This window comes from Citrobacter sp. RHB20-C16 (assembly GCF_013890155.1).
GTDB classification, from domain to species: domain Bacteria; phylum Pseudomonadota; class Gammaproteobacteria; order Enterobacterales; family Enterobacteriaceae; genus Citrobacter_A; species Citrobacter_A amalonaticus.
Genome location: NZ_CP057630.1, coordinates 3288826 through 3314795 on the forward strand (window position 1 = coordinate 3288826; position 25970 = coordinate 3314795).

Sequence of the window (25970 nt, forward strand, 5' to 3'; positions counted from 1 at the left end):
GGAAATCACCCTGATTTCCGGCTTTTTTATTGCCGTTTCTGGCAATGCAAAAACGGATTTATTTGCTTAACTGCGCTGCATCAATGAATAACCATTCGCCTGTTTGCATACTTAGCCTCTTTGCTTTGCAACAGGGATAGTCTTTCATGTCTGCAGTAACCGAAACACAGCCAGCCAGAAAATGGGCCATGCCCGATACGCTGGTCATTATTTTCTTTGTCGCCATTTTAACCAGCCTTGCGACCTGGGTTGTCCCCGTCGGGATGTTCGACAGCCAGGAGGTGCAATACCAGGTGGATGGTCAGACAAAAACCCGTAAAGTGGTTGACCCCCACTCTTTCCGTATTCTGACCAACGAGGCCGGTGAAGCGCAGTATCATCCGGTTAAATTCTTCACTACCGGCGATGAAAGCCCGGGACTGATGAACTTCCCGTTCGAAGGGCTGACCTCCGGCTCTAAATTCGGTACCGCCGTCGGTATCATCATGTTTATGCTGGTGATTGGCGGTGCGTTTGGCATCGTTATGCGCACGGGAACTATTGATAACGGCATCCTTGCGCTCATCCGTCATACCAAAGGCAACGAGGTTCTGTTTATCCCGGTACTGTTTATTCTCTTCTCGCTGGGCGGTGCGGTGTTCGGCATGGGAGAAGAGGCGGTTGCCTTCGCGATCATCATCGCGCCCCTGATGGTGCGACTGGGGTATGACAGTATCACCACGGTGTTAGTGACCTATATTGCGACACAAATTGGCTTTGCCAGTTCGTGGATGAACCCTTTCTGCGTGGTGGTCGCGCAGGGCATTGCCGGCGTACCGGTCCTTTCCGGTTCCGGTCTGCGTATCGTGGTATGGGTTATTTCGACACTGATCGGTCTGACGTTTACCCTGGTCTATGCCTCGCGGGTGAAAAAGAACCCGCTTCTGTCACGCGTGCATGAATCTGACCGTTTCTTTCGCGAACAGCAGGATGATGTTGTCGAGCGCCGCTTCACAATCGGCGACTGGCTGGTGCTGCTGGTGCTGACCGGGGTGATGGTTTGGGTGGTCTGGGGCGTTATCGTCAACGCATGGTTTATTCCGGAGATAGCCAGTCAGTTTTTCACCATGGGCCTGGTCATTGGCATTATCGCCGTTGTCTTCCGTCTTAACGGCATGACGGTCAATATTATGGCGTCCTCATTCACCGAAGGCGCACGCATGATGATTGCCCCCGCCCTGCTGGTAGGTTTTGCCAAAGGCATTTTACTGTTGGTAGGCAACGGCGAAGCGGGTGACGCCAGCGTGCTCAATACGCTGTTACACAGCATCGCCAACGGCATCAGCGGACTGGACAACGCCGTTGCCGCGTGGTTTATGCTGCTCTTCCAGGCAGTGTTTAATTTCTTTGTAACGTCGGGATCGGGCCAGGCGGCGCTGACCATGCCGCTGTTAGCGCCGCTCGGCGATCTGGTGGGGGTTAACCGTCAGGTCACCGTACTGGCGTTCCAGTTTGGCGATGGCTTTAGCCACATCATCTATCCGACCTCTGCATCACTGATGGCGACATTAGGCGTCTGTCGGGTGGATTTCCGTAACTGGTTGAAAGTGGGTGCGACGCTGCTGGGGCTGCTGTTCATTATGTCCAGCGTGGTGGTGATTGGCGCTCAAATCATGGGATACCACTAAAAGACAAAAGGAGCCGCTTATGGCTCCTTTTTACGGTTAGTTCAGAAAGGGCGTTACTCCGCCTCTTCCTGCTTCTCCTGTTGCGACTCTGACCTTGCCGCTTCATTTTTAGCGTTACGGGTCATCCACAGCGCCAGCGCTTTCAGCGAGTCGGGCGTGAATTCATCACAGCGGGCGGTAATTTCTTCCGGCGTCAGCCAGCAAACTTCGCTGACCTCTTCTTCCTGCAAGGCGAACGGGCCGTGCGACACACAGCTGAACAGCGCACCCCAGACGCGACAGTTCTTATCTTCAAAGTAGAACTGACCATGTTCGGCGAATGGCACACCGGCGATGCCTAACTCTTCTTCCGCTTCACGGCGGGCAGAATCCAGCAACTGTTCGTCAGCCTGCACAACGCCACCGGCAGTGGCATCTAACATTCCGGGTAAAAAGTCTTTTGTCTCGGTACGACGTTGCACCAGTATTTTGCCCATTCCGTCGTGTACAACAATATAGGTCGCACGATGACGCAGGCCCTGCGCTCGCATCTGTTCCCGGCTGGATTGTGCAATGACTTCGTTGTCTTCATTCACAATATCCACCCATTCCGTACTTGCCAAACGACGCTGTTCCACCATCAGGAAACCTTCTTTTTCTGGCGCTCTTACGGCGCATTTACATATGTGGGGGTAAATTACGAATTAATCGCCACCTGCGCAATGATACTTTGATCATTGAGTGCGATAACGCTCAAAACATTATCGTCCAGCAAGCCATAACTTGCCTGGTAGCCACCTTTCGGAATGCTTACTGAACCCGGGTTGAAGTGATAAATATCGCCTCTTTTTTCTGCCACCGGCAGATGCGTATGCCCGTATACCAGGACATCACCGGCCCGCAGTGCCGGCAGGTTCTCCGGCCCAAAGAGATGACCGTGAGTCAGAAACAGTCGCTGATTTTCCAGTAGCACCTGCTGCCAGGGCGCGGTTATTGGAAACTGCAGCAGCATTTGATCCACTTCACTATCACAATTTCCCCGCACCGCGACAATCTGCGACGCCTGTTCATTGAGCCGCTCAGCGACCTGAGCGGGTGCGTAGCCTTCGGGTAACGCATTTCGCGGCCCGTGGTTGAGGATATCGCCCAGTATCACCAGCCACTGCGCGCCGCTCTGTGAAAACAGGGTCAGCACGCGTTCTGTAGCGGGCAGGGACCCATGAATGTCGGATGCAAACATCAGTTTCATCACATGCTCCGTGTCATCAAAAACCGCATTATGATACTGGATTACAAACGTTTTATCAGCCTGAACGCTTCGCGGAAAGCGCAATATAACGCTGGACAGAGGCGCGTTGCCACTGAAATGCTGCATATTCCGCCAGTCGCTCCGGGACGTCGTCGCCGTTAAGAACCAGACGGTTGAGCATCAATGCTAAATCAGTATCGGCCAGACACCATTCACCGAAAAGATTTGGCATGTCATGTGCCAGCAGATTCCCCGCTATGGAGAACAGTTTGTCTGCGCTGATTTTCCCCACCTCGCTCAGCGGTCCTTTTTTTACCCCACCGAAAACGACATCTGTCGGACGTTCTTCTCGAATGGGCATTAAATCACTGCGCAACCATGCCTGTATCTGCCGCGCACGCGCGCGTTTTTGCAGGTCGTGAGGATAGATTCGCTCCCAGGTGGGTGGCGAAAAGCGGTCTTCCAGGTATTCAGCAATCGCGGAGGACTCGCTCAACTCAAAACCATCGATGTTCAGCAACGGTACCCGACGCGTCAGTGCATACCCCTGCCAGCCCGGTTGTAGATGCTCACCGTTGTTAAGATCGACGGTTTTCAGACTAAACGGCAGTCCCTTTTCCTGCAAAGCGACATACACGGAGAGCACATAGGGGGAGAAATAGTTTGCATCGGACCACAGCGTGATAGTGGGTTTACTCATGGCATCCTCGTCTTTATTAGGCTTTTCTCCCAACATAGAGGGTCTTTCGCTCGCTGTCACCTGATGAAAACTCACACAGCACGACAGGCTTTCTATACTTGTGGTTGGCTTATCCGATAAACACGTTGTGGAGCAGAAATGATCGACCTCTATTACGCCCCGACACCCAATGGGCACAAGATTACCCTCTTCCTTGAGGAAGCCGCGCTGGACTACCGATTAATTAAAGTGGATATCAGTAAGGGTAATCAGTTTCGCCCCGATTTCCTCGCCATTTCACCCAACAATAAAATTCCCGCGATCGTCGATCATAACCCGCTCGATGGCGGCACATCGCTGAGCCTGTTTGAGTCCGGTGCCATTTTGCTCTATCTGGCGGAAAAGAGCGGCCTGTTGCTTAGCCGTGAATTACGCGAGCGCCATAGCACGCTGCAATGGCTGTTCTGGCAGGTGGGCGGGCTGGGCCCAATGCTTGGTCAAAACCACCATTTCAACCATTTTGCTCCACAGTCCATCCCCTACGCTATTGAGCGCTATCAGGTTGAAACACAACGGCTGTATAACGTTCTCAATAAACGGCTGGAGATGTCGCCGTGGCTGGGCGGCGAGCATTACAGCATTGCCGATATCGCCTGCTGGCCGTGGGTGAACGCCTGGCAGCGTCAGCGCGTCGACCTGGACATGTTTCCCGCCGTGAAGAATTGGTTTGAGCGCATTCGAAGTCGGCCCGCCACAGAACGCGCAATGATGCTGGCGTATCAGGATCCTGCGTGAGCAAGAGGATAACGCGACCGGGTTCTCGTGTATCATGCGAGAGTTCATACATGGAGGAGACCTGCAATGTCACATCATGACGCTATAATTCGTATAAAAAACCTTCGCTTACGCACTTTCATTGGCATCAAAGAGGAAGAGATCAATAACCGACAGGATATTGTCATCAACGTTGCGATTCACTATCCGGCGGACAAGGCTCGCGTCAGCGAAGATATCAATGATGCGTTGAATTACCGCACGATCACTAAAAATATCATCCTGCACGTTGAGAACAATCGCTTCTCATTGTTAGAAAAATTAACCCAGGATGTGCTCGATATCGCACGCGAACACCACTGGGTCACTTATGCTGAAGTGGAAGTCGACAAACTACACGCGTTGCGTTATGCCGATTCCGTCTCCATGACGTTGAGCTGGCAGCGCTAACCGCCATCACGGGAGGCTGCATGAAGATACTGGTAACTGGAGGGACTGGCCTTATTGGAGGACACCTGGTCCCGCGCCTGCAGGAACTGGGTCATCAGGTGACCGTACTGACCCGCCACCGCGATACTGCCCGGGAAAAGCTCAATGACCGGGTGACACTGTGGGACACGCTGGGAGATAAGCAAAATCTCGACGGTTTTGACGCGGTGATTAACCTGGCCGGTGAGCCCATTGCTGACAAGCGCTGGACGACGGAGCAAAAAGATCGCTTGTGTCAGAGCCGCTGGCGCATCACCCAGAAACTGGCGGACCTCATTAATGCCAGTGAAACCCCGCCGTCAGTCCTGATTTCAGGTTCTGCCACAGGTTATTATGGCGATCTGGGCGAAGTGGTCGTCACTGAGGAAGAACCGCCGCATAACGAATTCACCCATAAACTTTGCGCACGCTGGGAGCAAATTGCCTGCGAAGCGCAAAGCGACAAAACGCGTGTTTGCCTGCTGCGTACCGGCGTGGTGCTGGCACCAAAGGGCGGGATCCTCGGTAAAATGGTTCCACCGTTTCGCCTGGGCCTCGGTGGCCCCATTGGCAACGGCCGCCAGTATCTGGCCTGGATCCACATTGATGATATGGTCAATGCGATTCTCTGGCTGCTGGATAACGACCTGCGTGGGCCGTTCAACATGGTCTCGCCCTATCCGGTACGCAATGAGCAGTTTGCTCATGCGCTGGGACATGCCCTGCAACGGCCAGCCATTCTTCGCGTACCAGCCACCGTGATTCGCCTGCTGATGGGCGAATCATCGGTACTGGTGCTGGGTGGGCAACGCGCCCTGCCCAAACGACTGGAAGCCGCCGGATTTCCCTTCCGTTGGTATGACCTTGAAGAAGCGCTGTCGGATGTCGTTCGCTAACGTCTTCCCTGTTCACTCTCGCCGTTCCGGTGGTAAGGTAGTCTCACTGGCTCCCGGAATGGCGATTTTATGGCACGACTCACAACCGAACGACTGACGCTTTCCCCGTTTCAACCCACAGACTGGCCCTTTTTCCTCGCGCTTCGTGAAAATCCGGACATCATGCGTTTTATGGGCAACCTCTGCCCGGAACGCGAAACGCGTTTGCTGTTTGCGCGTCGTCTTACCTCAAAACACACCTTTGTGATCCGCCAGCATCACGATGCCACACCGCTGGGCGACATTGGCTTACAAATCAGTCATCATTTTCCGCAGGAAGCTGACATCGGTTATTGCGTTATCCCCGCCGTCCAGGGACGCGGTATCGCCAGTGAGGCCGTTCGTGCCGTCTGCGACTATGCCTTCCGCGAAGCTGGCGTGAAAGCCATCAACGCCTGGGTGCTTGCCGAGAACCGGGGTTCAGTCCGCCTGCTGGAAAAACTGGGATTTGTGCGTACGCAGGTGCTGGAGAAAGCGTTTGAGATCAACGGTATCCACTATGACGACTGGGGATACCGTCTGGAGATGGCGTGAGGTTAACCGTTCATCGACGCAAGAAAGTCTCAGGCGCGCGTAGCGGTAAGCTCGTCAACGGGAAGACCGGTTATCCTGGCGACGGTGTGGGCATCAATCCCATCTGCCAGCATCATACGTGCAATCCGCTGGGCTTCATCGCGTTTGCCCTGTTGAATCCCCTGATCTAACCCCTGCTGACGCAATCTGTCGGCGATAGTCATTAGTCTCTCCTTGTGGTGGGGTGAACGCTGGGCAACCTCGGCAAGAAACTCACTAAAATGCGCGGCGTCACCGGTTTGCATCATATAATTAAACAGCGTTTTCAACTGGCTGTCATTAGCGTAACCCTTAATCAACAGGGCAACTAATTGCTCCATCAAGCCCATTAAATCACGCTTGCGGATATGCTTTTGCATTAACTCCAGGAGCGCTATCCGTCGATGCTGCATAATGTCATCATCCGCCACAACCGTAATATCAACCAGAGGAAAGGCGGCGGTATAGAGTTGTCTTGCCGTAGAGGGATCGGCAAATTCATCCAGCCAACACAAGGAAAAGGGATAGGGCGTCACCGCGCCGTGATAAAATAACATCGGGATCACCAATGGCAGTTTTTTATGTCCGGCATCGAGATGACGTTGCATTGCCCCCATGGCATAGCGCATCAGTCGGAATGCCATATGAGCATCGGGTGAACTTTGATGTTCAATCACCACATAGATAAAGCCCTCTCCTTCCGCCGTCTTTAACGACCAAAGAACATCGGAATAATACGCACGGAGATTCTCTTCAATAAAGCTACCTGACTCGAGTTTCAGCGAGTCCAGATCGCAAAGTTGCCGCAATGAAACAGGCAGATGGAATTCCAGGAAATCTCTGGCAGTGTCCGGGTGGCACATGAACGTTTTAAACACCGCATCATGCGCTGTAACCTTAGCTGTTGTCATGGCCATACCATCATCCCTTTGAGTCGATGACATGACGTTACGCGCTTTGATCGTCTGCGACACCAACAGACGTTGCGCTTTGCGGTGATGAATCCAGGGTAAATGCGCTGGTCTGCAATATTTTCAGGGCTTACGGAAAGTCACTCGCAAAAAGCCGGGAGGCTGTTGCCTTTCCCGGCTTACCTTAACGATACGCCTGAACCCGTTACTTCAGCGATCCTTTCAGGAACTGTTGCAGGCGTGGACTTTGGGGGTTACCGAAGAGTTGCTCTGGATTGCCCTCTTCTTCGATTTTCCCCTGATGCAAGAAAATCACGTGGCTGGAGACATGGCGGGCAAAGCCCATTTCGTGCGTCACCACCACCATCGTTTTCCCCTCTTCGGCCAGTTGCTGCATGATACGCAGCACCTCGCCGACCAGTTCAGGATCCAGCGCCGAGGTTGGTTCATCAAAGAGCAACACTTCCGGCTCCATCGCCAGGGCGCGTGCAATCGACACTCGCTGCTGCTGACCACCGGAAAGATGCACCGGGTATTTCCCCTGTGCACGCTCATCAATGCCGACTTTCGCCAGGTATCTGGTCGCCCGTTCACGGGCTTCCTGTTTGCTCAGACCCAACACCTGAATTGGCGCTTCCATGACGTTTTCCAGCACCGTCATGTGGCTCCACAGGTTAAAGTGCTGAAACACCATCGTCAGGCGGGTACGCAGTAAACGAAGCTGATTTTTATCCGCCACCTTCAGTTGACCGTCTTTATCACGCACCAGGTTGATGTTCTGGCCGTTGACCACAATCGACCCTTCGCTCGGTTTTTCGAGGAAGTTTATGCAGCGCAAAAATGTACTTTTCCCGGAGCCGGATGAGCCAATAATACTGATCACATCTCCGGCGTTGGCCTGCAGTGAAACCCCTTTCAGCACTTCGTGTTCGCCGTAGCGTTTGTGCAAATCGATAACGTTTAATTTATTCTCAGACATCGTGTTACCCGAATTATTTAGAGGAAACATGCTGCAACCAGCGCCTTTCCGCACGGCGGAACAGGCTTATCAGGACATACGATATGATTAAGTACAGCACGGCGGCAATACCGAAAGCGGTAAAGGGCTGGTAGGTCGCCGAGTTAATATCACGGGCGATTTTCAGCAGATCCGGAACCGTTGCCGTGAACGCCAGCGCCGTGGAGTGCAGCATTAAAATAACCTCGTTGCTGTACGCGGGTAACGCGATACGCAACGCCGAAGGCAGAATAATGCAACGATACATTTTGAATGAGGAGAAGCCATACGCGCGCGCGGCTTCAATTTCACCGTGCGGAACCGAGCGAATGGCCCCGGCGAAAATCTCTGTGGTATAGGCGCACGTGTTCAGCGTCAGCGCCAGAACGGTACAGTTCAGACCGCTGCGGAAGAAGGCGTTCAGAAAATCGGTGCCTTTGACTATCTCCAGCGTGTACATCCCTGAATAGAACACCAGTAGCTGAACGTACAATGGCGTCCCGCGAAAAATATAGGTAAACAGCCAGATGGGAAACTGGATGAATTTGTTGCTGGAAACACGACCAATGGCCAGAAAAACGGCCAGAATGCCGCCCATCACCACGGAGGAAATCAGCAGCCACAGCGTAATCGCCACCCCCGTAAACCGGTAGCCATCCGTCCACAACAGGGATTTCCAGTACTCCTGAATTATCTCAATCACAGGTCAGCCCTCTTCACACCGACGGAGTAACGGCGCTCAAGGAACAGCAGCACACCATTGGAAACCGTAGTAAATACCAGATAGATAAGCCCGCAGACGATGGCGAAATAGAATGGCTCCCAGGTGCTCTTTCCGGCCAGTTGCGTGGCTTTGACCACATCTTCCAGACCGAGCAGCGAGACCAGCGCCGTCGCTTTGAGGATCACCTGCCAGTTATTCCCAATCCCCGGCAGCGCATAGCGCATCATTGCCGGAAACATAATACGGCGGAAAATTTGTGAAGAGGTAAAACCGAAAGCGGTAGCGGCTTCAATATGACCTATTGGTACCGCCATAAAAGCGCCACGAAAGGTTTCTGTAAAATACGCGCCATAGATAAAACCGAGCGTAATAATACCAGCGACCATCGGGTCGATATCAATCTGACTGATGCCTATCGCATCGGTTAATGTGTTGAGTGCTATCTGCAGGCCATAAAAAATCAGCAGCATCAGCACCAGATCCGGCACCCCGCGAATGAGGGTGGTATAAGCTTCGAAAATAAGCCCCGTCACCCGGTTTTGCGAGAGTTTAGCCCCCGCACCGACGAGCCCGATCAGAACGGCCAGCACCACGGAACTGAGAGCCAGTTCCAGCGTGACAATTGCGCCCTGTAAAATAACACCTGAAAACCCGTACAACATGCTGCCTGTCCTGTCGTGAGTGGCGAGTTAGAAGCCTCTTTTGACGTGATGGTGCTACCTGTTATGCCGAATGGCGGCGTAGCCTTATCCGGCCTACAGCAATCACCTGTAGGCCGGATAAGCGCAGTGCCATCAGGCATAAAACCGGTTCATCATCACGTCCTGGGCTTTATCTGCACCTGCGGGGATTAACCGCCATAAACATCAAAATCAAAGTATTTCTTCGCCAGCTTCTCGTAAGTTCCGTCAGCGCGCATTTCTGCAAACGCTTTGTTCAGGGCTTCACGCAGTTCGTTATCCTCTTTGCGCAGACCCATGCCGGTCCCTACACCAAACAGTTTTTCGTCTTTCACAGACGGGCCGCCGAATTTGTAATCTTTGCCAACGGGTTGTTTCAGGAAGCCTTCGCTTGCGGCAACTTCGTCCTGGAATGCAGCATCAATACGCCCCGCAGTCAGGTCAGAGTAAATATTGTCCTGCCCCTGATACGACACAATCTCAATGCCTTTTGGCGCCCAGTGTTCGTTACCAAACGTCTCCTGAGTGGTGCCCTGCAGCACACCGACGCGTTTGCCTTTCAGCGACTCAACGGTCGGCTGAATGTCTGATGACTTGGCCACGACCAGACGCGAGTCAGCTGCATAAAGTTTGTCAGTGAAGGCGATTTCTTGCTGACGCTTTTCAGTAATCGAAAGCGAGGACATGATAGCGTCGATTTTCTTCGCTTTTAACGACGGGATCAGCGCATCCAGCGGGTTCTCAACGAAGGTACATTGCGTATTAATACGTTTGCACAGCTCTTTCGCCAGATCGATATCAAAACCCACCAATTCACCCTGCGCATTCTTCGACTCAAACGGGGCGTAGGTTGGATCGGTACCAATACGAACTTTTTGTGGAATGGCGGCAAAGGCTGCGGTAGCACTGGAGAAAGCCAGGACCAGAGAAAGAGATAACACCAGTTTTTTCATAACTATCCTCAACAGACTGTCTTTTATAGGGGATGTTTACAGGACCAGGTGCAGTTATCGTGCCATTAATCGGGTCGACAAGGCAAAACATTCTGCCCTGTCCCCGGTTTATTTTGCATGAAAAGCGCTTAAATATGCACTTCCGCTCTGTTCACCCGCCATAATTGCACCATAATGGTGCATTCAACCCGTCACGCACCGCTATGGCTAACCCAAACGGTGCAGTCAGGTCCCCCGTATTCAGGTATCAGTCGCCGTAGACGTTAAAGTCAAAATACTTTTTCGCCATCTTGTCGTAAGTGCCATCCTGACGCAGATCGGCCAGCGCCTTATCAAAGGCAGCTTTCAGTTCCGTATCGTCTTTACGTAAACCAACGCCTGTACCGTCGCCGAAGTACTTTTTATCCTTCACGGAAGGGCCGGCAAAAGCAAAGTCTTTGCCCGCAGGCTGTTTGAGGAAACCTTCACTGGCGGCAACTTCGTCCTGCAATGCCGCATCAAGACGGCCCGCCGTCAGGTCGGAGTAAATCAAATCCTGGTTTGCGTAGGCCACCACATCCACGCCTTTGCTACGCCAGGTGTCATTGGCATAGGCTTCCTGAGTGGAGCCTTGTAACACGCCAACGTGCTTACCTTTAAGCGCGTCAAGCGTTGGCTGAATCGGGGAGCCTTTCGCCGCGATCAGACGCGAATCCGCCGCGTACAGTTTGTCGGAGAAGGCAATTTCCTGCTGGCGCTTATCGGTTATGGAGAGCGAAGAGATAATGGCATCAATTTTCTTCGCTTTGAGCGACGGGATCAGTGCATCGAAATCACTGGCGACCCAGGTACATTTGACCTGCATACGCTTACACATCTCATTGCCCAAATCGATATCAAAGCCGATGAAGTCGCCTTTGGCATCTTTTGAAGAGAACGGAGCGTAGGTGGTATCCGTGCCAATGCGCACCGTTTGCGGCAGCGCTGCATAGCTGGATGCAGTAGCAGATAGACCAATCAGCAATGACAGAGCGAGAATTGACTTCTTCATACATAACCCTCAAGTGGAATGACTTTATTATGTTTTACGTTGTGTTGTGCGTTTGCAGGCTTTTTCATGCAGGTCTTATGCCATTTTCGCGCCGCTCGAGATATTCGACGTTAAATATGTTAATAAAACGTTGCAATATTGTCCTGATGTTGAAGATAGCAGGTCTGACGGATGAACCGCAGCGTTTCAGATGGATTTAGCGAATTAAATGTTGAGGATATGATCGCGGTTACAAAATTGCCCTGTTTCAGGGCAATTGATGCAAAAAGGCCCGCCGACGGGGCAATATTATGCACCCTGCCAACGGGTAAAAAGGTCCTGCGGAAGGGCGATATCAAACTGATCGAGGACGCGATTAACTGTCTGATTTATCACATCATCTAGCGTCTGAGGACGATGATAAAACGCCGGAACCGGTGGCATAATGACCGCACCAATTTCCGCTGCCTGGGTCATTAAGCGCAAATGCCCCAGATGGAGCGGCGTTTCCCGAACGCACAGCACCAGTGGGCGGCGCTCTTTTAACACCACGTCTGCCGCGCGGGTCAACAGGCCATCGGTATAGCTATGGACAATGCCAGAAAGCGTTTTAATTGAGCACGGCAGAATGACCATTCCGGCGGTCTGAAAAGAGCCGGAGGAGATGCTGGCGGCAATATCGCGCGCATCGTGCGTCACGCTCGCGAGCGCCTGAACATCACGCAGCGATAAGTCAGTCTCGAGAGAAAGCGTCTGGCGGGCGGCCTGACTCATGATCAGATGCGTTTCAACATCCGGTACATCGCGCAACACCTGGAGCAGCCGCACGCCGTAAATGGCGCCGCTGGCACCCGAAATACCAATAATGAGTCGCTTCATGATTTATCGCCCTGTCTGACTTCTGGGCTGACTTTGCAGGATTTTATGGGGAGTTGCAAGTCAGGGGGCGGGATTCGCCCCCTGGCAGGTCAGGGATTACCCTTCGTTGTGCATCTCGAGGTTTTCAACTTCGTTCTGCAACTGAACTGCTTTGGCATCGTCATTACGCAGGGAATCGAGAAAATCGAGATACTGCTGATCCACATCCTTCGTAACGTATACGCCGTTAAACACGGAACATTCAAACTGCTGGATATCCGGGTTCTCGGTACGGACCGCGTCGATCAGATCGTCCAGGTCCTGGAAGATAAGACCGTCTGCGCCGATGATCTGGCGAATCTCATCCACTTCACGACCATGCGCAATCAGTTCGTTTGCAGTAGGCATATCGATGCCGTACACGTTCGGGAAGCGAATCTCCGGTGCCGCAGAGGCCAGATAGACCTTTTTCGCCCCGGCTTCACGTGCCATTTCAATAATCTGCTCTGAGGTGGTGCCGCGCACAATGGAGTCATCCACCAGCAGGACATTTTTATCACGGAACTCCGCGCGGTTGGCGTTCAGTTTGCGGCGTACGGACTTACGGCGCAGCTGCTGTCCCGGCATGATAAAGGTACGACCAACGTAGCGGTTTTTCACAAACCCCTGACGGTACGGCTTGCCGAGAATACGCGCAATTTCCAGAGCGATATCGCAGGAGGTTTCTGGAATCGGGATGACCACGTCGATATCCAGATCCTCCCACTCACGAGCGATTTTTTCGCCAAGCTTGGTACCCATGTTCACACGGGCGCTGTAGACGGAAATCTTGTCGATGAAGGAATCCGGACGCGCGAAGTAAACATACTCGAACAGGCACGGATTGCTGACCGGGTTTTCGGCACACTGACGGGTGAATAGCTGCCCTTTCTCCGTGATATAAACCGCTTCGCCCGACGCAACGTCACGCAGGAATTCAAAGCCCAGGGTATCCAGCGCGACGCTTTCAGACGCCACCATATATTCGGTGCGACCGTCGCCGACATCACGTTTACCCAACACCAGCGGACGGATACCGTTCGGGTCACGGAAGGCAACCATACCGTGACCAATAATCATCGCCACACAGGCATACGCGCCGCGGATCTGGCGGTTGGTCGCGGCAATCGCGGCAAAAATGTTGTCTGCTTCCAGCGGGTAGTGACGGAAGTTATCCAGTTCACTGGCGAAGATATTGAGCAGGATCTCAGAATCTGAGGTGGTATTGATGTGACGGCGCTTCTCCTCAAACAGCTTTTTACGCAGTTCGTGGGCATTGGTCAGGTTGCCATTGTGGGCAAGCGTGATGCCATACGGGGAGTTGACGTAGAAAGGTTGAGCTTCAGAGGCGCTGGAGCTGCCAGCCGTTGGATAACGCACATGACCGATGCCCATGTTGCCCTGCATACGCTGCATGTGGCGAGCTTCAAAAACATCACTCACCAGACCGTTTGCCTTACGCAAACGGAAGCAGTTATTTGCATCGATGGTGATAATGCCAGCGGCATCCTGACCACGATGCTGAAGCACTGTTAAGGCGTCATAAATCGACTGGTTAACCGGCATAACACCGGCGATACCGACAATACCGCACATACGTCTTTTTCCTCGTTAAGCTACAACCCAACGCTTATGCTCTGGGCAAGAAACTTGACGAGCTTTGCAGATAGTCAAAGAACCATCTGATGATGAAACTGAACTCCGGGATCAGCCGTGACTTACTCCAGTCCTCACCTTTCGACAGGCCGGTAAAGGTGTCGAGAAAGAACAGAATAGCAGCCACAATCAACACGCCGCGCAGAGCCCCGAAACAGACCCCCAGAACCCGGTCGGTACCTGACAGACCGGTTTTCTCAACCAGTTGCCCTACCACGTAGTTCACAATGGCGCCGACGATCAGCGTCGCGATAAACAGCACCGCGATGGCAATCCCGTTTCGAACCAGTTCGTCTTCAAAGCCCGAAAACCAGACAGACAGGTAAGTGTAGTAATGGCTGGCGACAAAGAAAGCACAACCCCATGTCACCAACGATAACGCTTCACGAACAAAGCCACGGATCAGGCTAACCAGACAGGAAAAACCAATCACCGCGATAATGGCGTAATCAATCCAGACCATATGTGTCCCACGATTTTACGCCCTGTCGTCCTGTTCGGGGCGCATTCTAACAGAAAAAGAAAACGTTTGCGTAGGGATTTCCTTCCCGCGCGTAAATAAAAATGGCGCTGAAAAAAACTTCAACGCCATACCGTTTTATGCCTCTTCGGGCACTGCCGGATGGCGGTGTAAACGCCTTATCCGGCCGACATACAACAAGATTGGAAGCCTGATAAGACGCCGAGCGCTGTCATCAGGCAACCCTCACTTAGTTCGGGCTGTACCCCATCACCACTCCGCTTAATCCGGAGATTTGCTGTAGCTCACCGAGCGAGCCTTTCAGCTTGTCGCGTGATGCATCCGGCCCCACGAGAATACGGGTTATTTTACCCTGTACTGGCGTTGACGGAGAAGTATATACCCGGAAACCTGCGGCACGAAGTTTACCCACGATCTCATTGACCTTATCGGCATTTTTCAGCGCCCCTAACTGCACAACGTAGGCTTTACCCGTTGGCGCCGGTTTCTCTTCTGCCGCCGGTTTTGGCGCAGGAGCGGGAACCGGAGCAGGCGTTGCCTCTACAGGCGGCTTCGGTTGCGGCTTCGGCTTTTCAACCGGTTTTGGTTTGGGCTGCTCTACCGGCGCTGGCGTCGAATCAAGCTCAGGATTATTCGCTGATGCATAGCGTGACGGATCCAACGACGGTGCCGCCGCATCACCTGCCCGTACCTCTTCCGCCGCCCCTTCTGGCGGCTGAGTCGGCAAAGCCTGCGTTGCCGCTGGCATCATATCCGGCTCATCGCGATCGCCCGGTTTCGGGACCAGCGGGATCGCCGCGAATTCATCCTGATAATGTTTTTTCTGCCCGTCGAGCAGCCCGGGCAACACAATGACGCCCAGCGCGACCAGCACGATCGTGCCGACTAAACGATTCTGAAACTTACTCGCCACCGATTCTCCCCGCGTCCATCACTTCCATGACATGTGCAACCGTGTGAAATGAACCGCACACCAGTACGGTATCTTCTGGTCTCGCGTCTGCCAGCGCCGCATGCCATGCCAGCGCGACACTGTCATAGACACTGCCTTTACCGAGATGTTCCAGCAGTTGTTCTGCCGTTGCGCCCCGGGGGCCTTCCAGCGGAGCACAATACCAGTCGTCGACCACGCTTTTCAACCAGGCCAACGTTCCCGCAATATCCTTATCATGTAGCATACCGATAACGGCAAGAACGCGCCCCTTTTTCGGCAACATTTTCAGCCGTCCGGTGAGATATTCCGCCGCATGAGGATTATGCGCGACATCAAGAATGACGCGCGGCGACTCGCTCACAATCTGGAAACGTCCTGGTAGAATCGCCCGGGCAATCCCGTCGCGAATCGCCTGCTCACTGACGTTCAGGCCGCTGGCGCGCAGTGCCGCCAGCGCAGTCGCCGCATTAGGTTGAGGCACCTGTGGCAGCGGTAAATCCACCAGGCTACCGTAGCGATCGCTAAAGGACCAGCCCGTCTCCGTTACCGTAAACTGCCAGTCCTCGCCACGACGCTGTAACCGCGCGCCTTTCTCCAGTGCGACATCGGCGATGGTATAAGGCATTTCGGGTTCGCCGACAATCGCCGGTTTTCCCGCACGGAAAATACCGGCCTTTTCACGGCCAATGCTTTCACGATCCGGCCCCAGCCAGTCGGAATGATCCAGCGCGATGCTGGTGACTACGCCAACATCGGCATCGACGATATTTGTCGCGTCGAGTCGTCCACCCAGCCCAACTTCCAGGATCACCACATCCAGTTGTGCCTGCTTAAACAGCCACAATGCAGACAAAGTGCCGTATTCGAAATAGGTCAGCGAGATGTCCCCACGCGCCGCTTCGATCTCGGCAAAGGATTCGGTGTGAGCCGATTCGGGCAGTTCATTGCCACGTACACGCACACGTTCGGTGTAACGCACCAGATGTGGCGAACTGTATACCCCGACGTTATATCCCGCCGCCGTCAATACCGACTCCAGCGTCCGGCAGGTCGTGCCTTTGCCATTAGTGCCAGCCACGGTGAAGACAAACGGCGCAGGCTTCAGTACGCCCAGTCGCGCAGCCACCTGGCTTACGCGCTCAAGGCCCAGATCGATCGTTTTCGCGTGGAGGTTTTCCAGATAAGAAAGCCACGAGGCCAGGGGCGACGTGGCTTTAGGAATACGTTTGTTATTCATGATGCCCGTGAAATCGTTACGTTGAGAAAAGCAAAAGGGCAGCGCCTGTGGCCCTGCCCTTTTCAGTTATCAGGCCTCGGGTTCCTGATCCGGCACCGGCGGCACCACCACACCTTCACGCGGAGTATCCGGATTTGGCGCCGGCAGATTCATCAGCTTCGCCAGAATGCTCGCCAGTTTCAGGCGCATCTCCGGACGGCGGATGATCATATCAATAGCGCCTTTTTCGATCAGAAACTCACTGCGCTGGAATCCCGGCGGCAGTTTCTCACGTACGGTTTGCTCAATAACTCGCGGACCCGCGAAGCCGATCAGCGCTTTCGGTTCAGCAATGTTGAGATCGCCGAGCATCGCGAAGCTTGCAGAGACGCCGCCCATTGTTGGGTCAGTCAGCACGGAGATGTACGGCAGACCACGCTCCTGCATTTTTGCCAGCGCTGCAGAGGTTTTCGCCATCTGCATCAGCGACATCAGCGCTTCCTGCATACGCGCACCGCCGGAGGCGGAGAAGCATACCAGCGGGCAGTTATCTTCCAGCGCCTGTTCAACGGCACGGACAAAACGTGCGCCGACCACAGAACCCATCGAGCCGCCCATGAAAGCAAACTCAAATGCCGCTGCCACAACCGGCATGCCGTGAAGCGTACCCTTCATCACGACCAGCGCATCTTTCTCGCCGGTTTCCTTTTGCGCGGACGCCAGACGGTCTTTGTATTTCTTGGAGTCACGGAACTTCAGCACGTCTTTCGGCTCGAGTTCGCTACCCAGCTCCACCAGCGTTCCTTCATCTAACAGGCTATGCAGGCGGTTACGCGCCGACATACGCATGTGATGGTCACACTTCGGACAGACCTCAAGATTACGTTCCAGCTCAGCACGGTATAAAACCTGACCGCAGCTATCACACTTAGTCCACACCCCTTCAGGAATGCTTGCCTTGCGGGTGGGAGTAATGTTGCTTTTAATTCGTTCAATCCAGCTCATTTATGACCTTTCTGCCTGAACCTGGTGTGTTCCAGTTTTGCCGTGGGGGCGCATAATGCCATTTTTGCCCCCAACAGACCATGAATGTTGCACATTAAAACATAACAGCCCGAAACTTTGGACAAAAAAGTGGTCGAACCGCTGAGTTAGTTTCTATTTTGTTACACGTGACGCTGCGCGTTTATGGCGAACAATTTCCACCACGCCCGGCAGGATCGATACCACAATAATCGCGACGATCAGCAACTTAAGGTTGTTCTGAATCATCGGAATGGTGCCGAAGAAGTAACCGGCATAGGTAAAGAGCAGAACCCACAACAGCGCACCTATCACGTTATACGCCGCAAAATGACGATACGACATATGTCCCATTCCCGCCACAAACGGTGCAAATGTTCTGACAATCGGCACAAAGCGGGCGAGAATGATGGTTTTTCCACCGTGTTTTTCGTAAAACTGGTGTGTTTTGTCCAGATAGCTACGGCGGAAAATCTTCGAGTCCGGGTTACTGAATAACTTCTCGCCGAACAGGCGACCAATAGTGTAGTTCACCGCATCCCCGACAATCGCGGCAATCAGCATCAACACCACCATCAGGTGCACATTGAGATCGTTGGTGCCCAGCGACGCCAGCGCTCCCGCCACAAACAGCAGGGAGTCCCCTGGCAGGAACGGCGTGACCACCAGTCCGGTTTCACAGAACAAAATCAGGAACAAAATTGCGTAAACCCAGACGCCGTACTCTGCGACCAGTTCCGCCAGGTGCACATCAATGTGCAGGATAAAATCGATGAGAAAGTAAATCAGGTCCATAGTTGTGCCTTTATACGACTCGAATTAGTCCGCCAGAAAGAGCGGGCCCATAGGCGGTTTAGGAAGGTCAAACCGGTCAGGGTAGTCCACCGCAACCAGATAAAGTCCTTCGGCCTTCGCCGTTGCCGCTGCGAGCGTTCTGTCCTTTGCCGCTAACAACTCTGCTATCCAGCTCTCCGGCTGGTTGTGGGCGCCAACTTCCATCAGGCTGCCAACAATGTTCCTGACCATATGATGTACAAAAGCATTCGCTTTGATATCGACCACCACATACGCCCCATGGCGCGACACATTAATATGCATCACGTTGCGCCACGGCGTGCGCGACTGGCACTGGACGGCGCGAAACGACGTAAAGTCATTCTCGCCAATCAGACACTGCGCCGCACGATGCATGCGTTCGGCGTCCAGCGGCTCGTAATAATGCGTCACCCCTTTGCCTAACACCGCCGGACGTAACCGGTGATTGTAGATGATGTAACGATATCGGCGAGCCGTGGCGCTGAATCGCGCGTGAAAATCTTCCGGTACAGCTTTCACCCATCGCACCGCAATGTCACCAGGCAAATTCGCATTTACACCCAATGTCCAGGCCGCATCTTTACGCAGCGCGGTGGTTTCAAAATGCACAACCTGTCCGGTGCCGTGCACACCGGCATCGGTGCGCCCGGCGCAAAAGACGTTAATCGGCTCATTGGCGACCAGTGAAAGCGCCTTTTCCAGCTTTTCCTGCACACTGCGGACTTCATTCTGACGCTGCCAGCCATAATATTTGCTGCCGTCATACTCGATGCCCAGCGCAATTTTATACACCGGCAGTTGTTGCTGGTCAGACATCAGTACAGGTACTCCTGCACCAGTTTTTCCGCAATTTTCACCGCCATCAGCGCGCCGCCAAAGCGGACGTTATCCGCCACGGACCAGAACTGAACCTGTTCCGGCATGCCGTAATCGTTACGCACGCAGCCCACAGACAGATGCGCGCTGCCTGAAGCGTCGCCCACCTGGGTCGGAAATTCACTCTCTTCTGACAGTACAATGTCTTCGCCACGGGAAAAGGCATCACGCGCCTCTTCGGCAGCCAGTGGACGCAGCGCTTCAAATGCCACCATCTGCGCGTGACCGTAAAACACCGGTGACTGTACGCAGTTTGCCGAGATCAACAATCCATCATCCTGCATGATTTTGCGTACTTCATCGACGATCCGCCGCTCTTCACGCACGCTGCCTTCGCGATCCGGCAACAACGGCAACATGTTGAACGCCAGTTGGCGACCAAAGAAATCATCTTCATCGATGGGGATCCCGTTCAGCAGTTTCGCGCTTTGTCCGGCCAGTGCATCGACCGCTTTTTTACCCTGCGCAGATGCCGAAAGCAGACTGGTTACGGTGATGCGAGAAAGCCCACCCTGATCGATAAGCGGTTTCAACGCGGCCAGCAGTTGGCTGGTCAGGCTGTTCGGCACGGCGATCACATTGCGATTGCGATAGTCCGCCAGCACGAACGGGTTCACTTCCGGCACCACCAGCGGAACGTCGGGTTCAAGCGCGAACAGACCGCTGGAATCAATGACCAGACAGCCCGCGTTTGTCGCCTCTTCAACCCAGGCTGCCGTGGCCTCAACGCCAGCAACGAAAAAGGCCAGTTGCGCCTGCGTCCAGTCAAATTCGGCCGCATCCTGCACAATCACTGACTTACCACCAAAGCGCAGATGTTCGCCTGCGCTTTCATTACGTGCCAGCGCAAAAATTTCCCCTACCGGGAACTGACGTTCAGCCAGGGTTTCAAGCAACGCTTCGCCAACGGCGCCCGTCGCGCCGAGGACGGCAATATTCCAGCCTTCAGACATGGTGGTTTACTCCAGAAAAGCATAAGCCTCCCTGCCGATTATTCGTCAGGGGGCATTAAGAAGACATTAACGTGTCGGGTGATGAACTGCGTTAAAACCCAGTTTACACAGTAACGCCGCCGCATCTGCGTCGTCGCACATCACATACAGTGAGGACCATTCACGACGCTCGAGGTAATTTTTGCGCAGTTTATCAAATTCACCCGGTATTCCGGCAACGTTGCGCAGCGGCGCATCGTCGCGGCGCACATCATACACCAAATGCACCAGTCTTTTCAGCGTCGGCTGATCCAACGGACCATGCAGCGTAATACGGCCAAATTCCGGGGCCGGCAGCAAGGTATCCAGCGCGACACGCTGCTCATGACCGATAAATGCGCTATATGCTTCAAAGACCTGCGTGGTGCCGCGCGCTTTGCCTTCCAGCGTGTAGCCCGCAATGTGCGCGGTGCCGATATCGATCGTGTTCAGCAGGTCGACATTCAGATCCGGCTCGCCTTCCCAGACATCCAGAACCACACTCAGATCCTGTCCGGCGTTAAGACGCGCCAGCAACGCGGCGTTATCCACCACGGCGCCACGACAGGCATTAATCAGAATAGAGCCCGGTTTCAGACGAGAAATCAGCGCATCATCGGCCAGATGCAGCGTTTTGTAAGGCCCTTCTTTAAACAGCGGCGTGTGGAATGTCAGGACATCCGCTTCCTGAACCAGTTCATCAAGCGAGCGGAAGTCGCCCTCGTCCCCGCGATCCGCACGGGGTGGATCGCATAACAGCGTGCGGATCCCCAGTGCTTCCAGTCGCGCCTGCAGGCGTCCACCGACGTTACCTACACCGACAATCCCGACTGTACGATCGCGCAGCGCGAATCCGTCACGTTCTGCCAGCATCAGTAGCGCGGAGAACACATATTCCACCACCGCAATGGCGTTACAGCCTGGTGCCGCTGAAAATCCGATGCCCGCCAGCCTGAGCCAGTCCTCATCCACATGGTCGGTACCCGCAGTTGCGGTACCCACAAACTTGATGGCTTTCCCTTCCAGCAGCGACGCGTTCACTTTGGTGACCGAACGCACCATTAACGCATCGGCATCATCCAGCTCAGCGACAGGGATGGGACGTCCGGGAACCGCTTTGACCTCACCCAGACGACTAAACAATTCGCGGGCATAAGGCATATTTTCATCAACGAGAATTTTCACGTCTGTCGTACCTGTTTGAGAACGAGAGTTAACCGGGCAAGTGTGCCATAATCTGGCCGCCAGGCATACTTTGCTAAGATTGATGGTTTAAGGATAAGTGATGATGCAACCCATTTCCGGTACTCCCGCACGCCCTCCCGGTGAAGGGCAACCTGCGGTTTCCACGGCGGGCGAACAACCGCTCTCCACGCAACAGCGGACCGTACTGGAACGCCTGATAACGCGCCTGATTTCACTGACGCAACAGCAAAGTGCGGAAGTGTGGGCAGGTATGAAGCACGATCTCGGCGTAAAAAGCGATACTCCACTGCTGTCGCGCCATTTCCCTGCGGCGGAACAAAATCTCAACCAGCGCCTCGGTGTGGCCCAACAAAATCATGCCAACCGCCAGGTGCTTTCACAGTTGACAGAATTACTGACTCAGGGAAATAACCGCCAGGCGGTCAGCGATTTTATTCGTCAGCAGTACGGACAAACGGCGCTCAGCCAACTCAAACCGGAACAGCTTAAGAACGTGCTAACGCTTTTACAGCAGGGACAGTTGTCGATCCCGCAGCCGCAGCAGCGCCCGGCGACCGATCGCCCGCTACTGCCAGCCGAACACAATACGTTAAATCAACTGGTTACCAAACTGGCCGCCGCAACGGGGGAATCCAGCAAGCTGATCTGGCAATCAATGCTGGAACTTTCTGGCGTGAAAAGCGGTGAGCTGATCCCGGCAAAACAGTTCACCCATCTGGCGACCTGGCTGCAGGCGCGTCAAACCCTGAGTCTGCAACACGCCCCTACCCTGCAATCGCTACAGGCGGCGCTCAAGCAACCGCTGGAAGCCGATGAACTGCTCAACCTGAAAGATTACGCCCAGCAGACCTGGCAAATTCAACCGCAGACGGTGCTGACCACCGCGCAAGTGCAGGATCTCCTGAATCAGATCTTCCTGCGCCGCGTCGAGCGCGATCGGGAATTAAACGATCCCCGCCACATTCAACCGATTTATAGTCCGTTTACACCGGTTATCGATACGCTGCGCTCGTTCACCGCGCGTCCAGGACTGCTGTTTATCGCCCTGCTGGTCGCGTTATTGATTTTCTGGCTGGTCATCTAGCGCCGGCGAAACGACAGTAGCGTCACCACAATCCCCAGCACCGCTGAAATCGCACCGGCAAGAAACACGGATGGATAGCCACAGGACGTGGCAAGCAACCCCGCCAGCGGGCCAGTGACCGCGTAAGAGATATCCTGAAATGCGGCATACCCCCCTAGCGCGGTCCCGCGGACCTGTGACGGTACGCATTTCACTACCTCCACGCCCAGCGCCGGGAAGATCAGCGAACACCCCGCTCCGGTTAATGCCGCACCGAGCAGCGCAAACCAGGCCGTCGGCGCCAGCCAGAGCAAGACCAGCCCAACGGTCTCGATCAGCAGAGAAGCGATAGCCACCCTGACCCCGCCAAAGCGGTCCGGCATCCAGCCAAACAGCACGCGCATGATCACAAAGGCTCCGCCAAACGCAGTCAGCGTAAAGCCCGCCATCGCCCAACCGTGGCTGGCAAAATAGAGAGAGATAAAGGTGCCAATCACGGCAAATCCCACGCCTTGCAGCGCGAGGCCCAGACCCGGTTTCCAGATAAGCCCTACTACGCTCCACAGTGAGGGACGCTCGCCCGCATGTGCCGGTACTTTACGCACCGTTCCGTTAAACGCCCATGCCAGCAGCGGTAACACCATTGCCGTGCCCGCAAGACCCGCAAACCCCAAATGGCTGTGGATCAGCAGACCCAGCGGCGCCCCTGCCGCCAGCGCACCGTAAATTGCCATCCCATTCCACGACATCACTTTACCGGAACGTGCCGGCCCCACCAGACCCAGTCCCCAGGTCAGGGTTCCGGTCAGTAACTGGCTTTCCCCAAAGCCGAGGATCAGCCGTCCGACGATTAATAACGCGAATTTGAACGGTACAGAAACGGGTAAGAGTGCTGCCAGTAGCCACGCGCCGCCCGCCAGCGCGCAGGCAAACATGCCCTGCAGCGCAGAACGCTTGGCGCCGTACTGATCGGCGAGTCGCCCGGCATAGCCGCGCGTTAAGACGGTTGCGAGAAACTGAATCCCCACGGCGATACCGACCATCGTATTGCCATAGCCCAGTTCATGATGAACAAAAAGTGGAATGACGGGTAGCGGCAGGCCGACCGTCATGTAGGTCAAAAAGACCGCAAACGCGATACGAAAAAGCGATGTGTTCGCTGCAGATGTTTTTTCTTTATGGGTTACTGCTGTCATGCGTTACTCCAGAATGCAGAGTAAGGCGAGGAAACGCCACGCCCCCTCCACCTGACCGTCAGGATTAAGGTGCGTTGGATAACGTCAAACGCTTACGCATTATCCGGAAGATAATGATGGGCCTGAAGTCTGCCTGCGAGTGACTAATGTTGTCAACCGCAAACCGTACCGTGTGCTCAGTACGGGGGATTATTGTCGAAAAGCGAAGGAAGGACCGCTCCAATCCCTTTCGTGCCAAACAGATAAGTCACCTGCTGCTGCTGTTCAGGCGTCAGGAGTCTGAACATCATATCCCAAATCTCTTTCGGTTCCGCTTCCCAGGCCGAGGCATCATTTCGCGCAGATTCCGGGTCGCTGTCTGCAACATAAGGACGAACATACACGGGGAGAATCGAAATATGGTATTCCCATGCCTTCGATTTTCTGCGTTTGCGCTTAACGCCTTCTTTACCCGTACTCAGGATGTTGAGTCGACTACGAACAGCGGGAACGCTACCGGGAAAACCCGGCAGACCAATACATTCCTGTACCGTGAGCCATTCTTTAGACATCGTTTCGTTCCTTTCCCCAATGAAATAATAATAAATTTTCTTTTTTGCGCGAAATTTCAGGGTTATTGTGGGAAAATAATCCGACAAAAGAAAAACACCTTCTTTTGTCACAGTCATTTAAAACCGTAAAAAATATCGGCGCCGATAACACATCTTCGTAGGATTACAGAATGAGAGAAAAAAGCCAAGACTGGCATCGTGCAGATATTAAAAGCGCACTCGAAAAAAAGGGAATAACACTCAGGGAACTTTCACGCGCAGCAGGTTTATCACCAGACTCGCTGCGTAACGTCTTTACTCGTAGCTGGCCTCGCGCCGAACAAATTATCGCTAACGCGCTGGAAACCACGCCAGAAAAAATTTGGCCAACCCGTTATATCAACCAGCCGACAGAATCTGCCACCGAGTGCCTTAAAAAATAATATGAGCGTATATTTCAGATATATTTAATCACCCGCGAGAATGACTAATAAATAAAAAAAACCTTACGGATAAAAATAGCATTAAAAGTTACGCCTGACCGAATAGATATTGTTAATGCTTCTCGTAATTTATTACGCGTATCACTAACAGAGGTTATTATGAGTTGGGATAAAACAGCCGCCGTGAGTTATGCAAAATCTCATGCAGGCGCGCATTCACAAAGCCGCTGCGCAGAATTTACCCGTAAAGCGATCCTGGCGGGAGGCGTCTTACTTGGCAACACTAACCACGCCAAGGATTATGGCCCAATGCTAAAAAACGCCGGTTTTGTCCCGATTGGTGCCTATGAGTCTCCTCAGGCGGGTGATGTCATCGTGATTCAACCCTATTCCGGTGGAAACCCCAGCGGTCATATGGCGATTTACGACGGTTCAGAGTGGTACTCAGATTTCAGACAACGCGACATGTGGGCAGGCCCTGGTTACCGGGCGGCAAAACCGGCCTATATCATCTACAGGAAATAGCGATGAGAGCCTTCTCTTTTTTAGCACTTGTCCTGCTGCTTTGCAGTTGCTCCACGCCCCGGCACGACAGCACAGAAGACGTTAAACAATTCTATCTCGCGTGGATGGCGGCATTTATCGATGCACCAGATAAGCCTCACGATACCCGCGGGGTAATGCAACGTTATGTTACTAAAGAGGTTATCGATCGCCTGACGTTGATCGATAGCTATTATGAGCAAGACATCGTCGACTCAGACTACTTTATGTATGTGCAGGATTATGCCCCTGAGTGGATCCCACTGTTACAGGTTGGACAAGCACGTCCCTTCCTCGGCGGCGAAAAAGTGGATGTCAAACTGGGTGGACCCGCCAACATAGCGCCCGTTCAACTGGAGGTCTATACGCGTTGGGAAGAAAAACACTGGAAAATCTATCGTGTCAGGGATGTCGGAAACCAGTTTGAACATCCCATTTACAGCGCCGGTGCCATTGCCCGTGCCAGGGCGTGGTCAGCAGAAATTGCGCCGGAATACGAACCGCTTAAAAAGTAAAAAGGGAGCCTTATGGCTCCCTTTTCC

The 25970-nt window shown here is 53.7% G+C and carries 30 protein-coding genes; 9 read left to right on the forward strand and 21 right to left on the reverse strand.

All coding sequences use genetic code 11. The annotated features are described in order from the left end of the window. Positions 1–146 precede the first annotated feature (146 nt). Complete coding sequence (gene yfcC, locus HVX64_RS15760) at positions 147–1667, forward strand: putative basic amino acid antiporter YfcC (protein ID WP_043000011.1); 1521 nt, start codon at positions 147–149, stop codon at positions 1665–1667. Positions 1668–1720: 53 nt separating this feature from the next. On the opposite strand, the gene yfcD is transcribed toward yfcC, so the two are convergent. From yfcD to yfcF, 3 genes are read right to left on the reverse strand one after another with little or no spacing between them, the layout of a single operon-like run. Next, positions 1721–2287: an NUDIX hydrolase YfcD gene (yfcD, locus tag HVX64_RS15765; RefSeq protein WP_042317782.1), complete on the reverse strand. Its 567-nt coding sequence runs from the start codon at positions 2285–2287 to the stop codon at positions 1721–1723. A gap of 56 nt (positions 2288–2343) precedes the next feature. Next, complete coding sequence (gene yfcE / locus HVX64_RS15770) at positions 2344–2895, reverse strand: phosphodiesterase (RefSeq protein WP_044258506.1); 552 nt, start codon at positions 2893–2895, stop codon at positions 2344–2346. A 55-nt stretch (positions 2896–2950) separates the two neighbouring features. Then, positions 2951–3595, reverse strand: a complete 645-nt coding sequence (gene yfcF / locus HVX64_RS15775) for a glutathione transferase (protein ID WP_044258731.1) — start codon at positions 3593–3595, stop codon at positions 2951–2953. 138 nt (positions 3596–3733) lie between these two features. Here yfcF and yfcG point away from each other — a divergent pair, with 138 nt between their 5' ends. The 4 genes from yfcG to HVX64_RS15795 all read left to right on the forward strand — a co-directional run bounded on the left by yfcG (position 3734) and on the right by HVX64_RS15795 (position 6285). Further along, entirely contained in the window at positions 3734–4369 is a 636-nt protein-coding gene (gene yfcG / locus HVX64_RS15780) for a GSH-dependent disulfide bond oxidoreductase (protein ID WP_044258505.1), read from the forward strand. Between the two features lie 66 nt (positions 4370–4435). Continuing rightward, positions 4436–4798, forward strand: a complete 363-nt coding sequence (gene folX / locus HVX64_RS15785) for a dihydroneopterin triphosphate 2'-epimerase (RefSeq protein WP_043000007.1) — start codon at positions 4436–4438, stop codon at positions 4796–4798. A gap of 20 nt (positions 4799–4818) precedes the next feature. Continuing rightward, the gene (locus HVX64_RS15790; protein ID WP_044258503.1) at positions 4819–5712 is read left to right on the forward strand and encodes a TIGR01777 family oxidoreductase; all 894 of its coding nucleotides are present in this window, start codon (positions 4819–4821) and stop codon (positions 5710–5712) included. A gap of 69 nt (positions 5713–5781) precedes the next feature. Continuing rightward, positions 5782–6285: a GNAT family N-acetyltransferase gene (locus tag HVX64_RS15795; RefSeq protein ID WP_043000005.1), complete on the forward strand. Its 504-nt coding sequence runs from the start codon at positions 5782–5784 to the stop codon at positions 6283–6285. 29 nt (positions 6286–6314) lie between these two features. Here HVX64_RS15795 and HVX64_RS15800 read toward each other — a convergent pair whose 3' ends face one another. From HVX64_RS15800 to pdxB, 16 genes are all read right to left on the reverse strand, one after another. Continuing rightward, positions 6315–7220, reverse strand: a complete 906-nt coding sequence (locus HVX64_RS15800; RefSeq protein WP_181825437.1) for an Rpn family recombination-promoting nuclease/putative transposase — start codon at positions 7218–7220, stop codon at positions 6315–6317. Positions 7221–7419: 199 nt separating this feature from the next. Continuing rightward, entirely contained in the window at positions 7420–8193 is a 774-nt protein-coding gene (hisP, locus tag HVX64_RS15805) for a histidine ABC transporter ATP-binding protein HisP (protein ID WP_044258500.1), read from the reverse strand. A 13-nt stretch (positions 8194–8206) separates the two neighbouring features. Beyond that, a complete protein-coding gene (gene hisM, locus HVX64_RS15810) occupies positions 8207–8914 on the reverse strand; it encodes a histidine ABC transporter permease HisM (protein WP_043000004.1) in 708 nt (235 codons plus the stop codon). Further along, on the reverse strand, positions 8911–9597 hold the full coding sequence (locus HVX64_RS15815; RefSeq protein ID WP_043000003.1) for a histidine ABC transporter permease HisQ: 687 nt from the start codon (positions 9595–9597) through the stop codon (positions 8911–8913). Before HVX64_RS15815 ends, hisM begins: the two co-directional genes overlap by 4 nt. 188 nt (positions 9598–9785) lie before the next feature. Next, positions 9786–10568 carry a histidine ABC transporter substrate-binding protein HisJ gene (hisJ, locus tag HVX64_RS15820; protein ID WP_044258497.1) on the reverse strand — a complete coding sequence of 261 codons (783 nt, stop codon included), beginning with the start codon at positions 10566–10568 and terminating at the stop codon, positions 9786–9788. Between the two features lie 247 nt (positions 10569–10815). Beyond that, complete coding sequence (gene argT, locus HVX64_RS15825; RefSeq protein ID WP_043000001.1) at positions 10816–11598, reverse strand: lysine/arginine/ornithine ABC transporter substrate-binding protein ArgT; 783 nt, start codon at positions 11596–11598, stop codon at positions 10816–10818. A gap of 288 nt (positions 11599–11886) precedes the next feature. Beyond that, entirely contained in the window at positions 11887–12456 is a 570-nt protein-coding gene (locus HVX64_RS15830) for a UbiX family flavin prenyltransferase (RefSeq protein WP_044258495.1), read from the reverse strand. A gap of 96 nt (positions 12457–12552) precedes the next feature. Next, complete coding sequence (gene purF, locus HVX64_RS15835) at positions 12553–14070, reverse strand: amidophosphoribosyltransferase (RefSeq protein WP_042999999.1); 1518 nt, start codon at positions 14068–14070, stop codon at positions 12553–12555. Positions 14071–14104: 34 nt separating this feature from the next. Then, positions 14105–14593, reverse strand: coding sequence for a colicin V production protein (gene cvpA / locus HVX64_RS15840; RefSeq protein ID WP_042999998.1), 489 nt, complete (start codon positions 14591–14593; stop codon positions 14105–14107). 247 nt (positions 14594–14840) lie between these two features. Then, entirely contained in the window at positions 14841–15524 is a 684-nt protein-coding gene (dedD, locus tag HVX64_RS15845; protein ID WP_042999997.1) for a cell division protein DedD, read from the reverse strand. Next, complete coding sequence (gene folC / locus HVX64_RS15850; RefSeq protein ID WP_181825049.1) at positions 15514–16782, reverse strand: bifunctional tetrahydrofolate synthase/dihydrofolate synthase; 1269 nt, start codon at positions 16780–16782, stop codon at positions 15514–15516. The genes dedD and folC overlap by 11 nt, the downstream gene beginning before the upstream one ends. Positions 16783–16851: 69 nt before the next feature. After that, complete coding sequence (gene accD / locus HVX64_RS15855; RefSeq protein ID WP_042999995.1) at positions 16852–17766, reverse strand: acetyl-CoA carboxylase, carboxyltransferase subunit beta; 915 nt, start codon at positions 17764–17766, stop codon at positions 16852–16854. A gap of 153 nt (positions 17767–17919) precedes the next feature. Further along, positions 17920–18579 carry a DedA family protein gene (locus HVX64_RS15860; protein WP_044258492.1) on the reverse strand — a complete coding sequence of 220 codons (660 nt, stop codon included), beginning with the start codon at positions 18577–18579 and terminating at the stop codon, positions 17920–17922. 24 nt (positions 18580–18603) lie between these two features. Further along, a complete protein-coding gene (truA, locus tag HVX64_RS15865) occupies positions 18604–19416 on the reverse strand; it encodes a tRNA pseudouridine(38-40) synthase TruA (protein WP_044258491.1) in 813 nt (270 codons plus the stop codon). Further along, positions 19416–20429, reverse strand: coding sequence for an aspartate-semialdehyde dehydrogenase (locus HVX64_RS15870; protein ID WP_042999992.1), 1014 nt, complete (start codon positions 20427–20429; stop codon positions 19416–19418). Before HVX64_RS15870 ends, truA begins: the two co-directional genes overlap by 1 nt. 66 nt (positions 20430–20495) lie before the next feature. Then, a complete protein-coding gene (pdxB, locus tag HVX64_RS15875; protein WP_044258488.1) occupies positions 20496–21632 on the reverse strand; it encodes a 4-phosphoerythronate dehydrogenase PdxB in 1137 nt (378 codons plus the stop codon). Positions 21633–21735: 103 nt separating this feature from the next. Here pdxB and flk point away from each other — a divergent pair, with 103 nt between their 5' ends. Continuing rightward, a complete protein-coding gene (gene flk / locus HVX64_RS15880) occupies positions 21736–22737 on the forward strand; it encodes a flagella biosynthesis regulator Flk (protein ID WP_043001872.1) in 1002 nt (333 codons plus the stop codon). Here the strand turns inward: flk and HVX64_RS15885 are convergent. Together HVX64_RS15885 and HVX64_RS15890 are read right to left on the reverse strand one after the other, a co-directional pair. Next, positions 22734–23912, reverse strand: a complete 1179-nt coding sequence (locus tag HVX64_RS15885) for an MFS transporter (protein ID WP_044258486.1) — start codon at positions 23910–23912, stop codon at positions 22734–22736. The genes flk and HVX64_RS15885 overlap by 4 nt on opposite strands. 176 nt (positions 23913–24088) lie before the next feature. Beyond that, positions 24089–24463 (reverse strand): DNA-binding protein, encoded by a 375-nt coding sequence (locus tag HVX64_RS15890; RefSeq protein WP_044258484.1) that lies wholly within the window; start codon positions 24461–24463, stop codon positions 24089–24091. Between the two features lie 170 nt (positions 24464–24633). Here HVX64_RS15890 and HVX64_RS15895 point away from each other — a divergent pair, with 170 nt between their 5' ends. The 3 genes from HVX64_RS15895 to HVX64_RS15905 all read left to right on the forward strand — a co-directional run bounded on the left by HVX64_RS15895 (position 24634) and on the right by HVX64_RS15905 (position 25943). After that, positions 24634–24885, forward strand: coding sequence for a helix-turn-helix domain-containing protein (locus HVX64_RS15895; protein WP_044258482.1), 252 nt, complete (start codon positions 24634–24636; stop codon positions 24883–24885). Positions 24886–25044: 159 nt separating this feature from the next. Then, positions 25045–25410 (forward strand): hypothetical protein, encoded by a 366-nt coding sequence (locus HVX64_RS15900; protein WP_044258479.1) that lies wholly within the window; start codon positions 25045–25047, stop codon positions 25408–25410. A 2-nt stretch (positions 25411–25412) separates the two neighbouring features. Further along, the gene (locus HVX64_RS15905; protein WP_042999989.1) at positions 25413–25943 is read left to right on the forward strand and encodes a YbjP/YqhG family protein; all 531 of its coding nucleotides are present in this window, start codon (positions 25413–25415) and stop codon (positions 25941–25943) included. Positions 25944–25970: the final 27 nt, after the last annotated feature.

Coding starts and splice junctions, on each gene's coding strand:
- yfcC (WP_043000011.1), top strand. CDS start 147: ATGTCTGCAGTAACCGAAACACAGCCAGCCAGAAAATGGGCCATGCCC.
- yfcD (WP_042317782.1), bottom strand. CDS start 2,287: ATGGTGGAACAGCGTCGTTTGGCAAGTACGGAATGGGTGGATATTGTG.
- yfcE (WP_044258506.1), bottom strand. CDS start 2,895: ATGAAACTGATGTTTGCATCCGACATTCATGGGTCCCTGCCCGCTACA.
- yfcF (WP_044258731.1), bottom strand. CDS start 3,595: ATGAGTAAACCCACTATCACGCTGTGGTCCGATGCAAACTATTTCTCC.
- yfcG (WP_044258505.1), top strand. CDS start 3,734: ATGATCGACCTCTATTACGCCCCGACACCCAATGGGCACAAGATTACC.
- folX (WP_043000007.1), top strand. CDS start 4,436: ATGTCACATCATGACGCTATAATTCGTATAAAAAACCTTCGCTTACGC.
- HVX64_RS15790 (WP_044258503.1), top strand. CDS start 4,819: ATGAAGATACTGGTAACTGGAGGGACTGGCCTTATTGGAGGACACCTG.
- HVX64_RS15795 (WP_043000005.1), top strand. CDS start 5,782: ATGGCACGACTCACAACCGAACGACTGACGCTTTCCCCGTTTCAACCC.
- HVX64_RS15800 (WP_181825437.1), bottom strand. CDS start 7,220: ATGGCCATGACAACAGCTAAGGTTACAGCGCATGATGCGGTGTTTAAA.
- hisP (WP_044258500.1), bottom strand. CDS start 8,193: ATGTCTGAGAATAAATTAAACGTTATCGATTTGCACAAACGCTACGGC.
- HVX64_RS15815 (WP_043000003.1), bottom strand. CDS start 9,597: ATGTTGTACGGGTTTTCAGGTGTTATTTTACAGGGCGCAATTGTCACG.
- hisJ (WP_044258497.1), bottom strand. CDS start 10,568: ATGAAAAAACTGGTGTTATCTCTTTCTCTGGTCCTGGCTTTCTCCAGT.
- argT (WP_043000001.1), bottom strand. CDS start 11,598: ATGAAGAAGTCAATTCTCGCTCTGTCATTGCTGATTGGTCTATCTGCT.
- HVX64_RS15830 (WP_044258495.1), bottom strand. CDS start 12,456: ATGAAGCGACTCATTATTGGTATTTCGGGTGCCAGCGGCGCCATTTAC.
- purF (WP_042999999.1), bottom strand. CDS start 14,070: ATGTGCGGTATTGTCGGTATCGCCGGTGTTATGCCGGTTAACCAGTCG.
- cvpA (WP_042999998.1), bottom strand. CDS start 14,593: ATGGTCTGGATTGATTACGCCATTATCGCGGTGATTGGTTTTTCCTGT.
- folC (WP_181825049.1), bottom strand. CDS start 16,782: ATGAATAACAAACGTATTCCTAAAGCCACGTCGCCCCTGGCCTCGTGG.
- accD (WP_042999995.1), bottom strand. CDS start 17,766: ATGAGCTGGATTGAACGAATTAAAAGCAACATTACTCCCACCCGCAAG.
- HVX64_RS15860 (WP_044258492.1), bottom strand. CDS start 18,579: ATGGACCTGATTTACTTTCTCATCGATTTTATCCTGCACATTGATGTG.
- truA (WP_044258491.1), bottom strand. CDS start 19,416: ATGTCTGACCAGCAACAACTGCCGGTGTATAAAATTGCGCTGGGCATC.
- HVX64_RS15870 (WP_042999992.1), bottom strand. CDS start 20,429: ATGTCTGAAGGCTGGAATATTGCCGTCCTCGGCGCGACGGGCGCCGTT.
- flk (WP_043001872.1), top strand. CDS start 21,736: ATGCAACCCATTTCCGGTACTCCCGCACGCCCTCCCGGTGAAGGGCAA.
- HVX64_RS15885 (WP_044258486.1), bottom strand. CDS start 23,912: ATGACAGCAGTAACCCATAAAGAAAAAACATCTGCAGCGAACACATCG.
- HVX64_RS15890 (WP_044258484.1), bottom strand. CDS start 24,463: ATGTCTAAAGAATGGCTCACGGTACAGGAATGTATTGGTCTGCCGGGT.
- HVX64_RS15895 (WP_044258482.1), top strand. CDS start 24,634: ATGAGAGAAAAAAGCCAAGACTGGCATCGTGCAGATATTAAAAGCGCA.
- HVX64_RS15900 (WP_044258479.1), top strand. CDS start 25,045: ATGAGTTGGGATAAAACAGCCGCCGTGAGTTATGCAAAATCTCATGCA.
- HVX64_RS15905 (WP_042999989.1), top strand. CDS start 25,413: ATGAGAGCCTTCTCTTTTTTAGCACTTGTCCTGCTGCTTTGCAGTTGC.